Genomic DNA, 12,281 nt, shown 5'->3' with positions numbered 1-12,281 from the left:
GTCAGCAGTCGTCTCCGTCAGCAGCCGTCTCCGTCAGCAGTCGACTTTGTACGGCCCATGAAGTGGCCCGAAAGGGCGGCACCCGTCAGGAGGGTGCCGCCCTTTCGGCGTTCGTGTTCCGCGTGCGCGCGGAGCGAGGTCCTCGCCGGCGTCAGTACGCGCTGTTGACGTTGTCCATGGAGCCGTACCGGTCGGCCGCGTAGTTGCAGGCGGCGGTGATGTTGGCGACCGGGTCGTAGATGTCCCAGGAGGTGCCCTCGACGTGGTAGGCCTTGAAGGTCGGCGGGATGACCTGCAGCAGGCCCTTCGACGGGATGCCGTTCTGGGCGTTGATGTCCCAGTTGTTGATGGCCTTGGGGTTGCCGGATGACTCACGCAGGATGTTGCGCTTGATGCCGTCGTAGGAACCCGGGATCTTGTGCTTCTTCATGACGTCCAGCGACTCGCGGATCCACCCGTCGAGGTTGTCAGGGTAGGTCTTCGCCGCGATCGCCTTCACAGGGACGCGCTGGGCGGACCGGCTCGCGGCCTCCTTCTTCGCGCGCTCCTGCTCGGCCTTCTTCTTGGCGGCTTCCTCGGCGGCCTTCTTCTTGGCGGCTTCCTCGGCCTTGACGTCCTTGGCCTGCTGCTGGCTGGACACCACCTGGGCGGCGGGTGCGGCCGTGTCTGCCGCCGTGGCCTGCCCGCCACCCGGCAGCAGGGTGAGGGCGACGGAGGCGGCACCGAGGCCCGCGACACCCGCAAGCGACAGCTTGTGGGCCTTGGGCAGGGCACGACTACGACCGACGATGGTGGTGAACTTGGGCATGCTGATTGACCTCTTCGAATAGCTCGGGGAGGTCGCTCTGAGGCCGGTGGGGACACGGTGTTTCCAGCACAAGCGCCGCGGGAAAAACCGCGGCGCCGAGCGACGAGAGCAATTCTTAGCGGCCGCAAAATGCCGTGGCAAAGGTGTGACGTACGACCCTGCATAGTGGAGCGGGGAACGACAAAACGGGACAGATAGGTACGTCTGTCCCGCTCATATGCCCCTTTTGCTCCTCCTAGGGAACTTCGTACGTGATGCGCGCCCTATGTGCGGCCTCACATCGCCCTGGTGATCGTCTCACCATCAGTTGCTGCCGCAATGCGCTATGTGAGGCCTTGAAGCCGGGAGAACGAGGTGCACGTCTCCGAACTCGTGCCACAGATAGCGCTCGCGCAGCGCCTCCCCGTACGCCCGGTCGACCGCCGCGCGGCCCGCGACCGCCTCCAGCATCAGCAGGTGCGAGGCCTCCGGCTCATGCAGTCCGGTCAGCAGCCCGTCCACCACCCTCACCCCGCGCTCCGGGGTCACGACAAGACCGGTCCAGCCCTCCGCTGCCCGCACCACCCCGTCGGGCCCGGCCGCCGACTCCACGGCCCGCACGGCCGTCGTACCCACCGCGATGATCCGCCCGCCCTCCCGTCTCCCACCTCCACCCTTCCAAGGAAGCGCTTCGCGCCTTGCTCGCTCTGCCCTCGCCGCGTTGACCAGCCGAGCCGACGCCTCCGGCACGGCGAACCGCTCCGGATACGGCGGCTCGTGCGCCTCCGCGGACGCCACCCCCGTGTGCAGCGTGACCGGAGCGAACTGCACGCCCCGGCTCACCAGCTCCGCCACCACACGCCCGGTGAAGGGCCGCGCGGCACTCGGCATCTCCGCACTGCCCGCACCGTCGTCCGACGGCAACGCGAACACCGTCTGGTACGCCGACAGCGGCTGGTCCCGCTCCGTGTACGCGTACCGGATGGGCCGCCCGTGCTCCCGCAGCAACCGCGGAACGTCCCCCACCGGCACGCGCCCCCACCACAGCCGGGCACCGCGCGCGCTCAGCGGCTCCTCCAGAACGAGCCGTACGTCCCCCGGCAGGCGCACCTCCGTTCCCGCGGGCCCACCCGCCCGCGCGCGCGTGGTGCCCCTCCCGTCCGGATCCCGCAGCTCGACGGCCCACCGCCCGTCGTCGCCCCGCGTCGAGAAGTGCACCACCACGCGCGCGTGCCCGACGTGACCATCCACGGCGGCCGCCAGCGTGGGTGAGGTGTTGACCACGAGCAGGTCCCCGGCCCGCAACAACCGCGGCAGCTCCACGAACGTGTGATGCGACACCTCCGTACCGCGCGAGACGAGCAGCCGTACCGCGTCCCGCTCCAGACCGGGACCGCGCTGCTCGGCCGGCACCCGCGCCGAGAGCTCCTCCGGAACGCTCACCGCGGTCGTCATCGACCCTCCAGCAGGGAGGGCGCACCGTAGCGGCCACTGGCCGGACGCTCGTCGACCAGGCGCAGGAAGGCCGGTACGACACTGGCCGGCTCCGGCCGCGGACCGTCGTCGTCCGGCACGGCCGCCGCGTACAGGTCCGTACCCATGTCCCCGGGATCGACCGCCCACACCCGCAGCCCGGGCTCCTCCTCGGCGAGCACCGCCGACAGATGGTCAAGCGCCGCCTTCGACGCCCCGTACCCGCCCCACGTCTCGTACGCCTCGGCGGCCGCGTCGGAGCTGACGGAGATCACCGCGCCCGCCCCGGAGGCCCGCAGCAGCGGCAGCGCCTCCTGGACGAGACCCAGTGCGGCGACCACGTTCACCTCCAGCGCACGCCGCAGCCCCTCCAGCGGCAGCTCGTCCAGCCGTACGAGCGGCTCGGCGCCCAGGGCGCTCGCGTTGTTCACCAGCAGGTCGACACCGCCGAGCCGGCGCGCCGCCGCCACCAGGCCGGCCCGGTGCCCGGCGTCCGCGACATCCCCCGCGAGGGCCTCCACGCGGGTCCCGTACGCCGCGGACAGTTCCTTCGCCGTCCCCTGGAGGACATCCGCGGTCCTGGCGTCGAGCACCAGGTCCCAGCCGCGCTCCGCCAGACCGGTGGCGAGCGCCCGCCCCAGTCCCTTCGAAGCCCCCGTGATGACCGCTACCGGCATGACATCCGTCCCCTCGTCCCGTGACCACCGCTCCCGGCGGGGCCTTCGGACCGCCGACCCCCCCACGGGCGCCGACGGCCGTCCGCTCTCGTCGGACGCCTTCACCGTAGGAACCGGGCCGTCCGGGTCACCTCGTACGCGGGCCGCAAGGGACCAGGGCCCTTCGCCCTAGGTCCCGCGGCCCAGGCGGAGGCCGCCACAGGCCCGATCCGCGATGTCACAGCCCGCCGGTACCGTGAGGTCATGAGCCAAGGTCCACGGTCCGGCCTCGCCGCGGTGAGTTCCGCGCTGCTGGCCATGAGCAGGCACCTGGAGGTGCGCGACGTCCTCAAGACGATCGTGGCCTCCGCCCGCGAGCTGCTCGACGCGGAGTACGCGGCGCTGGGCGTCCCCGACGACCACGGCGGCTTCGCCCAGTTCGTCGTCGACGGAGTGAGCGACGAGCAGTGGAAGGCCATCGGCCCGCTCCCGCGCCAGCACGGCATCCTGGCCGCGATGCTGCGCGGGGCGAAGGCGGAGCGCCTCGCCGACGTGCGCAAGGACCCCCGGTTCGAAGGCTGGCCCAGCGCCCACCCCGAGCTGGCCGACTTCCTGGGCCTGCCCATCCGGGACGGCGACGAGATCATCGGCGCTCTCTTCCTCGCCAACAAGAGGTGCCCGAAGCCGGAAGGCGGCTGCGGCTTCACCGCGGAGGACGAGGACCTGCTGTCGATCCTCGCCCAGCACGCCGCGATCGCCCTGACGAACGCGAGGCTCTACGAGCGCAGCCGCGAGCTCACCATCGCCGAGGAGCGCTCCCGCCTCGCCCACGAACTGCACGACGCGGTCAGCCAGAAACTGTTCTCCCTGCGCCTGACCGCCCAGGCCGCGGCCGCCCTGGTCGACCGGGACCCCGGCCGCGCCAAGGGAGAGCTCCAGCAGGTGGCCGCGCTCGCCGCCGAGGCCGCGGACGAACTGCGCGCCGCCGTGGTCGAGCTGCGCCCCGCGGGCCTCGACGAGGACGGCCTCGTCGCCACCCTGCGCACACAGGTCCAGGTCCTCGACCGCGCCCACGACGCGCGCGTGACCTTCACCAGCCGCGGCGTCCGCGCCCTGCCCGCGGCGCAGGAGGAAGCGATGCTGCGCGTCGCCCAGGAGGCCCTGCACAACGCGCTGCGTCACTCGGGGGCCGAGCGGGTCGAGGTCGCACTGGAACGGCACGACGGCGCGGCGGTCCTGCGCGTCACCGACGACGGCAGCGGTTTCGACCCCGCGTCCATACGCCGCGCGGGACGCCACCTCGGCCTGGTCTCCATGCGTGACCGGGCGAGTGGGGTCGGCGGCCGCCTGACCGTGGAATCGGCGCCCGGGAAGGGCACCACGATCGAGATGGAGGTTCCCGGTGGCTGACGCAATCAAGGTGCTGCTCGTCGACGACCACCAGGTGGTCCGCCGCGGCCTGCGCACCTTCCTGGAGGTGCAGGACGACATAGAGGTCGTGGGGGAGGCCTCCGACGGCGCGGAGGGCGTCGCCCGCGCCCAGGAGCTGAAGCCCGACATCGTCCTCATGGACGTCAAGATGCCGGGCATGGACGGCATCGAGGCCCTGCGCGAACTGCGCGCGCTCGACAACCCCGCGCGGGTACTGATCGTCACCAGCTTCACCGAGCAGCGCACGGTGGTCCCGGCCCTGCGCGCCGGAGCCGCCGGGTACGTCTACAAGGACGTGGACCCCGACGCGCTCGCCGGCGCCATCCGCTCGGTGCACGCCGGGCACATCCTTCTCCAGCCCGAGGTCGCCGGCGCGCTCCTCTCCCAGGAGGAGACCAACTCGGGCCAGGGCAGAGGCGGTTCACTCACCGAGCGGGAGCGCGAGGTGCTCGGCCTGATCGCCGACGGACGCTCGAACCGCGAGATCGCCCGCGCCCTCGTCCTCTCCGAGAAGACGGTCAAGACCCATGTCTCGAACATCCTGATGAAGCTGGACCTGGCCGACCGCACCCAGGCCGCGCTGTGGGCGGTGCGTCACGGTGCGACGAGGTGACCAGTGGGATTGATGCGATGAGCGGCAATTCAGAAAGTTACGGTCCAGGCCGAGATTCATACCGTCGTGTGTATGTCACCCGGATGGCGCATCCTGTTCCGGGCCCCGGCCGTTCTTCAGTGCGTGCTGCGGCGCTTGCCGCAGTGATCGCCAAGGAGGACTGAAGAAGTGAAGAACCTGAAGAAGGCCGCTGCTGTCACCCTCGTGGCCGGTGGCCTGGTTGCCGCCGGTGCCGGTATGGCTTCCGCCACCGAAGGCGGGGCGCACGCGAGCGGCAAGGCCATCGGCTCGCCGGGCGTGGCCTCCGGCAACCTCGTCCAGGCTCCGGTCCACGTTCCCGTGAACGCCGTCGGCAACTCCGTCAACGTCATCGGCGTCCTGAACCCGGCCTTCGGCAACCTGGGCGTCAACCACTGAGGCCCACCCCACCCACCACGACCACCGGCCCCCAGAACACCTCCCGGGGGCCGGTCAGTCATGAGTAGCCCGTCCGGCGCTTGAGGACGAGTCCGCCAGGCCGAGAGGGGCGCGGGGAACTGCGCGCCCAGCCACGCACAGTCCGCACGAACTCACCCACCCCATGCCGCCCCAGCGTGGGTCTGGGGGCGCAGCCCCCAGGGAGAGCGCCCCCACGCCGGGCACCCAAAGACGTCAGCGCACCCCCCGCTCCCGCTCCTCCACAACGGAGTTGTACGCGGCGACAAGCGCCCGCCGAGCCGTCCGCTCCACCGGCCGCAAGGCATCCGCCCGAGCCGCCATCTCGGACGCACTCACCGCACCCCCATGCCCCCGCTCATACGCCACCGAGACCAGCAACCCCACCCGCTGAGCCAACTCCAGCACCCGCACCGCCCGCGGCGGATACCCCGGCGCCAACACCTCACGCCCCCGCTCGGCCCGCGCCCGGTACGCGTCGATCGCCGCCTCCGCCACAGGCCCCGAGCCCGCCACGTCCAGCCGCGACAGCACCTCCGTCGCCTCCCGCAGAGCCTCCGCGAGCTCCCGCTCGGCCTCCCCGAGGGACGGCACATCGGCCGGCGGAGCCTCTCGCACGGCCAGACAGTGCCAGACGACCTCCACGTGCACATCACCCTCGGGCCCGGCCTCGCACACCTCCGGCACCAGCCCGAGCGCCGCCCCGTGACAGATCACCGCCTCCTCCGCGTCCAGCGCCCGCGCATTGAACTCCGGCGGCCCGCTCAGCCCCAGCGGATGCCCCGGCGCGGGCAGCGCCACCCGCAGCCCGGTCGCACCCAACGACCGCAGCCGCCCAAGCGCCAGCGTCAGACCGACCGGCGCCGACTCCCCGGGCAGCCCGTCGACCCGGTGCACGGCGTCCTCACCGACGATCGCGTCCACCGCGTCGTCCGGCGGGACAAGTCCAGCCAAGAGGGCATTTCCCCATGAAGCGAGAAGTCCTGAGCGTGGTTCCGAGAGCATGCCCACCACCCTAAGGACCGACCGAGGGGATGGACCGCCCGGCCGGTGGCGTAGATTTCCTTGGGGGCCGCGCACCACAGGCGAGGGCGGCGCCCACCGGCGTACGCGACAGCCGAGCCAAGGCCGACAGCCGAGACAGGCGACACTGCAAGGGGAGACAGCGCGCTCATGAGCGATGTTCTGGAGCTGGAGGACGTATCCGTGGTCCGGGAGGGCCGGGCTCTGGTGGACCAGGTCTCCTGGTCGGTCAAGGAGGGCGAGCGCTGGGTCATCCTCGGCCCCAACGGCGCAGGGAAGACGACCCTCCTCAACCTCGCCTCCAGCTACCTCTTCCCCAGCAAGGGCACCGCCACCATCCTCGGCGACACCCTCGGCAAGGTCGACGTCTTCGACCTGCGCCCGCGCATCGGCATGGCCGGCATCGCGATGACCGAGAAGCTCCCCAAGCGCCAGACCGTCCTGCAGACCGTGCTGACCGCCGCCTACGGTATGACGGCCACCTGGAACGAGGACTACGAGGAGGTCGACGAGCAGCGCGCCCGAGCCTTCCTCGACCGCCTCGGCATGACCGAGTACGTGGACCGCAAGTTCGGCACCCTTTCCGAGGGAGAGCGCAAGCGCACCCTCATCGCCCGTGCACTGATGGTCGACCCCGAGCTGCTGCTCCTCGACGAGCCCGCCGCCGGCCTCGACCTCGGCGGCCGCGAGGACCTCGTACGCCGTCTCGGCCGTCTCGCCCGCGACCCGATCGCGCCCTCCATGATCATGGTCACGCACCACGTCGAGGAGATCCCGCCCGGCTTCACCCACGTCCTCATGATCCGCCAGGGCAAGGTCCTCGCCGCGGGCCCGCTGGAGCTGGAGCTCACCTCGCGCAACCTCTCCCTCTGCTTCGGCCTCCCGCTGGTCGTCGAACAGGTCGGCGACCGCTGGACCGCCCAGGGCCTGCCGCTGACCTGAGCGTCAAGGCCTCTTTTCCGCCCGAGAGTTGGGCCCTCCGGCCCCCCAACCCGGGACGGACGGCCTCAACTTGATCACGCGCTCTGTCGGCGGAACCAACACGGTCCTACCATGACGGTGTGGACAGCATCGACGCATGGGTGTGGTGGCTGGTCGGCGCGGCCGGGCTCGGGGTCGCGCTCGTTGTGACCGCGATGCCGGAACTGGGCATGCTCGCCGTGGGCGCCGTCGCCGGCGCCGCGGCCGCGGGACTCGGTGCCGGTATCGTGCTCCAAGTCGTCGTCTTCGCCGTCGTCTCCACGGCACTCATCGCCGTCGTACGCCCCATCGCGGCCCGGCACCGCTCCCAGCGGCCCCAACTCGCCACCGGCGTCGACGCTTTGAAGGGCAAGCACGCCGTCGTACTGGAAACGGTCGACGGCAGAGGCGGCCGGATAAAGCTCGCCGGAGAAGTGTGGTCGGCACGCGCTCTCGACGCCGGACAGACCTACGAAGTGGGCCAGGAAGTGGACGTCGTGGACATCGAGGGAGCCACGGCGATCATCATGTGACCTCGTACAACGCAACTCGGCCGAACGCTCGACCTGGCAGTCCGCGTTCTGTCAGACTCGACCAGCAAGATCTTCAACAGGCATAAGATCCTCCGGAAGTACCGAGGCGGAGAAGGGTACGGGGAACACGATGGGACCGGTCGTCATCGTCCTGATCATTCTGGTGGTGTTGGTCTTCATCGCGTTGATCAAAACCATCCAGGTCATCCCGCAGGCCAGCGCCGCCATCGTCGAGCGCTTCGGCCGTTACACGCGGACACTCAACGCGGGCCTGAACATCGTGGTCCCGTTCATCGACACCATCCGCAACCGCATCGACCTGCGTGAACAGGTCGTCCCCTTCCCGCCCCAACCGGTGATCACCCAGGACAACCTGGTCGTGAACATCGACACCGTCATCTACTACCAGGTGACCGACGCCCGGGCCGCCACATACGAGGTCGCCAGCTACATCCAGGCGATCGAGCAGCTCACCGTGACCACCCTCCGCAACATCATCGGTGGCATGGACCTGGAGCGGACCCTCACCTCCCGCGAGGAGATCAACGCTGCCCTGCGCGGAGTCCTCGACGAGGCCACCGGCAAGTGGGGCATCCGCGTCAACCGTGTGGAACTCAAGGCCATCGAGCCCCCGACGTCCATCCAGGACTCGATGGAGAAGCAGATGCGCGCCGACCGTGACAAGCGCGCCGCGATCCTCACCGCCGAAGGTATCCGCCAGTCGCAGATCCTCACCGCCGAGGGTGAGAAGCAGTCCGCGATCCTGCGCGCCGAGGGTGAGGCCAAGGCCGCGGCCCTCAAGGCAGAGGGCGAAGCCCAGGCGATCCGTACGGTCTTCGAGTCCATCCACGCCGGAGACCCGGACCAGAAGCTGCTCTCGTACCAGTACCTGCAGATGCTCCCGAAGATCGCCGAGGGCGACGCCAACAAGCTGTGGATCGTCCCCAGCGAAATCGGCGACGCCCTCAAGGGCCTCTCCGGCGCCATCGGCAACTTCGGCCCGATGACCGGCGGTTCAGGCGGCGCGGGCACCGTCCCCGGCCAGGCCACGGGCACGGAGCGCCGAGAGAAGCCGTCGATTACTGACTGATGAGGTCGTTTACGGGCGCGGGTGCGGAACCTGCGCCCTGAAGGGGCGCGGGGAACTGCGCGACCAGCCACAGCCGGCCCGCAGTTCCCCAAAGACCCTCAGCCCCCTACGCCGCGGGCTGCGCAAGCCACCCCGGCAGCGCCTCGAAGTCGTCCTGGCCCAGCGCCAGCAACATCGCATCGGCCGGAGTCGGCTCGAACGGCTGCCGCAGCAGCGGCATGCCCGCCTCCTCCGGCGTTCGGTTCGCCTTGCGGTGATTGTCCTCCGCGCACGACGCCACCGTGTTCAGCCAGGTGTCCTGACCGCCCTGCGACCGCGGCACCACATGGTCCACGGTCGTCGCCCGCCTGCCGCAGTACGCGCACCTGTGCCGGTCACGCACCAGGACACCCCGCCTCGACCACGGAGCTTGTCTTCGGAACGGCACCCGTACGTACCTGCAGAGTCTGATCACCCTGGGCGCCGGTATGTCGACCGCGGCTCCGCGCATGCGCAGCTCGGGGTGGGCCTGCTCCACGACGGCCTTGTCCTGCAGCACCAGCACGACGGCTCGGTTCAGCGTCACCGTCGACAGCGGCTCGAAGCTCGCGTTCAGTACCAGCGTGTCCCGCATTCCAGCCCACCTCCCGTGCAATCGGCCCACCCCCTGGCGGGCTTGGATCAACTCTGGCCGGGCACGCCGAGATGGACAACGCAATAAAAAATGCCCGCCTCTGATCAATTCCAAGACCAGAGGCGGGCAAACGTTCAATGAACGTCAGTCTGCTGCGATCCGCATCAGCTCAGCTGTCGGCGACAGCCGCGTACTCACCGATCAGCTGAGCTCGCGCCAGCGTGTGGAACCGCAGATTGAAGCCCACCACCGCGGGCGAGGCGTCCGAATCCGGGCCGAGCTTCTCCTGGTCCACGGCGTACACCGTGAACACATAGCGGTGCGCCGGGTCCCCGGGGGGCGGTGCGGCACCGCCGAAGTCCTTCGTCCCGTAGTCGTTGCGCGCGTGCACCGCGCCTTCCGGAAGCCCCTCGAACGTGCCCGTGCCCGCACCCGTCGGCAACTCGGTGACCGAGGCCGGGATGTCGAACACCACCCAGTGCCAGAACCCACTGCCCGTGGGGGCGTCAGGGTCGTAGCACGTCACGGCGAAACTCTTGGTCTCCGGCGGGAAGCCCTCCCAGCGCAGCTGCGGCGAAGTGTTCCCCTCCGCGTAGACCTGAGCGTCCTGCAGCGTCGCTCCCGGCGCGACCTCCTTGCTCGTGACCGTGAACGACGGCACGACCGGATGGAAGTCATGGGGAAGCGGCGGCCTGTTGGGCTCGGTCACCTCGGTACCTCCTGATGGGTTGGAATCGCTCGCTGACGAGCCTAGAACCAGTTGCGCTTGCTGCCGACCTCGGACAGCCACTGGTTCAGGTACCCGGCCCAGTCGGTTCCCTGGAAGTCGTTCAGCCCCACCTTGAAGGAGCGGAAGGTGTCGCTGCCCTCGCCGAACAGACCCGGCTTCTTGTCCATCTCCAGCACGACGTCCATCTCGTGCTCGTCCGCCACGAAGCTCAGCTCGACCTGGTTCAGGCCGCGGTACTGCTGCGGCGGGAAGAACTCGATCTCCTGGTAGAACGGCAGCTTCTGCCGCGTCCCCCGGATGTGCCCGCGCTCCAGGTCCGCGTTCTTGAAGCGGAAGCCCAACTGGATGAAGGCGTCCAGGAGCGCCTGCTGCGCCGGCAGCGGGTGCACGTTGATCGGGTCCAGGTCACCGGAGTCGACGGCCCGCGCGATCTCCAGCTCGGTCGTCACACCGATGTTCATCCCGCGCAGGGCCTGACCGTCGATCATCGTGATCGGCGTCTCCCACGGGATCTCCAGGCCGAACGGCACCGCGTGGACCGCCTCGGCCTTCAGCTCGAAGGCCCCACCGAGCCGCGCCTTCGTGAACTCGATGTCCTGCTTGTACTCCGTGTCCTGGCCCTCGACCTCGACCTTGGCCTGCAGCCCGACCGACAGCGCCTCGATCTGCTGGTCCACCGAGCCGCCCTGGATACGCACCTCACCCTGGACGACACCACCCGGAACGACGTTGACCTCGGTCAGCACCGTCTCGACCGAAGCACCACCGGCTCCCAGACTCGCGAGCAGCCGCTTGAACCCCATGTCTCTTCCTCCCCAGGCAACGCCTGTCCTGTATGTGAAGCCCTGTCCGTACGGATCCTTGATCCCTACAAACGCGATCCAGCCGTGACCGGTTCCGCGCCCTCACCCTTCCAAGCCGGGCGCCGCCTGGCCACCCATCGGAACCCACCCATCTGGACTACGCTCGTACGCCATGATCGCGACCCCCGACCGTACGCCCCTCACCCGCGACTTCTTCGACCGACCCGTGCTCGAGGTCGCACCGGACCTCCTGGGCCGTGTCCTCGTACGCAGCACCCCTGACGGTCCGATCGAACTCCGCCTCACCGAGGTCGAGGCGTACGACGGTGAGAACGACCCCGGCTCCCACGCCTATCGCGGCCGCACACCCCGCAACGGCGTGATGTTCGGTCCGCCCGGCCATGTGTACGTCTACTTCACCTACGGGATGTGGCACTGCATGAACCTGGTGTGCGGCCCGGAGGGGCGAGCGAGCGCGGTTCTGCTCCGGGCCGGCGAAGTCATAGTGGGCGCTGAGCTCGCTCGCAAACATCGCGTCTCGGCCCGTAACGACAAGGAACTGGCCAAAGGCCCGGCCCGCCTGGCCACGGCCCTGAGCGTGGACCGGGCCCTCGACGGCGCGGACGCCTGTGCGGGCCCCGACAGCCCCTTCAGCATCCTGATCGGCACTCCCGTCGCCCCCGACCAGGTACGCAGCGGCCCCAGGACCGGAGTCGCCGGCGACGGAGGGGTCCACCCCTGGCGCTACTGGATCGCCAACGACCCCACGGTGAGCCCGTATCGGGCCCACACCCCCCGTCGCCGCCGAACTTGACGCGTCCCCGTGAGATCCGTAATGTAGCCCGAGCCGCTTGAGCCGGTACTGCGTTCAGTCAGCAGCCGGAAGCGGCCAACCCACTACCTACGACTTCCCTCAGCAGGGGCGAATTCGGTGTGCCCGCATGCCTGAATTCGAGGCCTGCGGAACTCGATTATGAGTTTCGCGAGGGAATCGGCTAACGTAGTGGACGTCGAAAGGGAAACCCCCCGCCGACGAAAACCCCTCCGACGGGGAATCGGGCCCGAAAGGATCTGATAGAGTCGGAAACACCGAAGGGAAGCGCCCGGAGGAAAGCCGCGAGAGAGTCTCTCGGG

Annotated in this window: 14 protein-coding genes; 7 read left to right on the top strand and 7 right to left on the bottom strand. The window is 69.7% G+C overall.

The genetic code is table 11. The features are described 5' to 3' along the window. Positions 1-151 precede the first annotated feature (151 nt). From ACZ49J_RS10405 to ACZ49J_RS10395, 3 genes are all read right to left on the bottom strand, one after another. Complete coding sequence (locus tag ACZ49J_RS10405) at positions 152-808, bottom strand: transglycosylase SLT domain-containing protein (RefSeq protein ID WP_467451005.1); 657 nt, start codon at positions 806-808, stop codon at positions 152-154. A 303-nt stretch (positions 809-1,111) separates the two neighbouring features. After that, complete coding sequence (locus ACZ49J_RS10400; protein WP_467451003.1) at positions 1,112-2,242, bottom strand: S-adenosylmethionine:tRNA ribosyltransferase-isomerase; 1,131 nt, start codon at positions 2,240-2,242, stop codon at positions 1,112-1,114. Further along, entirely contained in the window at positions 2,239-2,937 is a 699-nt protein-coding gene (locus ACZ49J_RS10395) for an SDR family NAD(P)-dependent oxidoreductase (protein WP_467451001.1), read from the bottom strand. The genes ACZ49J_RS10400 and ACZ49J_RS10395 overlap by 4 nt, the downstream gene beginning before the upstream one ends. 243 nt (positions 2,938-3,180) lie before the next feature. On the opposite strand from ACZ49J_RS10395, the gene ACZ49J_RS10390 reads away from it, so the two are divergent. The 3 genes from ACZ49J_RS10390 (at position 3,181) to chpE (ending at position 5,377) form a co-directional block, all read left to right on the top strand. Beyond that, positions 3,181-4,326 carry a GAF domain-containing sensor histidine kinase gene (locus ACZ49J_RS10390; protein ID WP_467451000.1) on the top strand — a complete coding sequence of 382 codons (1,146 nt, stop codon included), beginning with the start codon at positions 3,181-3,183 and terminating at the stop codon, positions 4,324-4,326. Continuing rightward, on the top strand, positions 4,319-4,960 hold the full coding sequence (locus ACZ49J_RS10385; protein WP_467450999.1) for a response regulator: 642 nt from the start codon (positions 4,319-4,321) through the stop codon (positions 4,958-4,960). The genes ACZ49J_RS10390 and ACZ49J_RS10385 overlap by 8 nt, the downstream gene beginning before the upstream one ends. 168 nt (positions 4,961-5,128) lie before the next feature. Then, positions 5,129-5,377, top strand: a complete 249-nt coding sequence (gene chpE / locus ACZ49J_RS10380) for a chaplin ChpE (RefSeq protein ID WP_467450998.1) — start codon at positions 5,129-5,131, stop codon at positions 5,375-5,377. A 234-nt stretch (positions 5,378-5,611) separates the two neighbouring features. Here the strand turns inward: chpE and ACZ49J_RS10375 are convergent, their stop codons facing one another. Beyond that, entirely contained in the window at positions 5,612-6,400 is a 789-nt protein-coding gene (locus tag ACZ49J_RS10375; RefSeq protein WP_467450997.1) for a hypothetical protein, read from the bottom strand. 168 nt (positions 6,401-6,568) lie between these two features. Here ACZ49J_RS10375 and ACZ49J_RS10370 point away from each other — a divergent pair, with 168 nt between their 5' ends. The 3 genes from ACZ49J_RS10370 (at position 6,569) to ACZ49J_RS10360 (ending at position 9,001) form a co-directional block, all read left to right on the top strand. Next, on the top strand, positions 6,569-7,360 hold the full coding sequence (locus ACZ49J_RS10370) for an ABC transporter ATP-binding protein (protein ID WP_467450996.1): 792 nt from the start codon (positions 6,569-6,571) through the stop codon (positions 7,358-7,360). Positions 7,361-7,479: 119 nt separating this feature from the next. Continuing rightward, positions 7,480-7,911, top strand: coding sequence for an NfeD family protein (locus ACZ49J_RS10365; protein WP_467450995.1), 432 nt, complete (start codon positions 7,480-7,482; stop codon positions 7,909-7,911). 130 nt (positions 7,912-8,041) lie between these two features. Continuing rightward, positions 8,042-9,001, top strand: coding sequence for an SPFH domain-containing protein (locus tag ACZ49J_RS10360; protein WP_467450993.1), 960 nt, complete (start codon positions 8,042-8,044; stop codon positions 8,999-9,001). 106 nt (positions 9,002-9,107) lie between these two features. Here ACZ49J_RS10360 and ACZ49J_RS10355 read toward each other — a convergent pair whose 3' ends face one another. The 3 genes from ACZ49J_RS10355 to ACZ49J_RS10345 form a co-directional block, all read right to left on the bottom strand. Beyond that, positions 9,108-9,614 carry an HNH endonuclease gene (locus tag ACZ49J_RS10355; protein ID WP_467450992.1) on the bottom strand — a complete coding sequence of 169 codons (507 nt, stop codon included), beginning with the start codon at positions 9,612-9,614 and terminating at the stop codon, positions 9,108-9,110. Between the two features lie 169 nt (positions 9,615-9,783). Then, positions 9,784-10,323 (bottom strand): YbhB/YbcL family Raf kinase inhibitor-like protein, encoded by a 540-nt coding sequence (locus tag ACZ49J_RS10350; RefSeq protein WP_467450991.1) that lies wholly within the window; start codon positions 10,321-10,323, stop codon positions 9,784-9,786. A gap of 41 nt (positions 10,324-10,364) precedes the next feature. After that, positions 10,365-11,147 carry a sporulation protein gene (locus tag ACZ49J_RS10345; RefSeq protein ID WP_467450989.1) on the bottom strand — a complete coding sequence of 261 codons (783 nt, stop codon included), beginning with the start codon at positions 11,145-11,147 and terminating at the stop codon, positions 10,365-10,367. Positions 11,148-11,319: 172 nt separating this feature from the next. Here ACZ49J_RS10345 and ACZ49J_RS10340 point away from each other — a divergent pair, with 172 nt between their 5' ends. Further along, the gene (locus ACZ49J_RS10340) at positions 11,320-11,961 is read left to right on the top strand and encodes a DNA-3-methyladenine glycosylase (RefSeq protein ID WP_467450988.1); all 642 of its coding nucleotides are present in this window, start codon (positions 11,320-11,322) and stop codon (positions 11,959-11,961) included. Positions 11,962-12,281: the final 320 nt, after the last annotated feature.

The organism is Streptomyces sp. NPDC030840, assembly GCF_055572015.1.
The sequence above is the reverse complement of the archived record's forward strand: the minus strand, read 5'-3'. Positions and strand labels throughout refer to the sequence as shown.

Bases quoted from the DNA above. Each gene is read 5' to 3' on its own strand.
- ACZ49J_RS10405 (WP_467451005.1), bottom strand. From the start codon at position 808: ATGCCCAAGTTCACCACCATCGTCGGTCGTAGTCGTGCCCTGCCCAAG.
- ACZ49J_RS10400 (WP_467451003.1), bottom strand. From the start codon at position 2,242: ATGACGACCGCGGTGAGCGTTCCGGAGGAGCTCTCGGCGCGGGTGCCG.
- ACZ49J_RS10395 (WP_467451001.1), bottom strand. From the start codon at position 2,937: ATGCCGGTAGCGGTCATCACGGGGGCTTCGAAGGGACTGGGGCGGGCG.
- ACZ49J_RS10390 (WP_467451000.1), top strand. From the start codon at position 3,181: ATGAGCCAAGGTCCACGGTCCGGCCTCGCCGCGGTGAGTTCCGCGCTG.
- ACZ49J_RS10375 (WP_467450997.1), bottom strand. From the start codon at position 6,400: ATGCTCTCGGAACCACGCTCAGGACTTCTCGCTTCATGGGGAAATGCC.
- ACZ49J_RS10370 (WP_467450996.1), top strand. From the start codon at position 6,569: ATGAGCGATGTTCTGGAGCTGGAGGACGTATCCGTGGTCCGGGAGGGC.
- ACZ49J_RS10360 (WP_467450993.1), top strand. From the start codon at position 8,042: ATGGGACCGGTCGTCATCGTCCTGATCATTCTGGTGGTGTTGGTCTTC.
- ACZ49J_RS10355 (WP_467450992.1), bottom strand. From the start codon at position 9,614: ATGCGGGACACGCTGGTACTGAACGCGAGCTTCGAGCCGCTGTCGACG.
- ACZ49J_RS10345 (WP_467450989.1), bottom strand. From the start codon at position 11,147: ATGGGGTTCAAGCGGCTGCTCGCGAGTCTGGGAGCCGGTGGTGCTTCG.
- ACZ49J_RS10340 (WP_467450988.1), top strand. From the start codon at position 11,320: ATGATCGCGACCCCCGACCGTACGCCCCTCACCCGCGACTTCTTCGAC.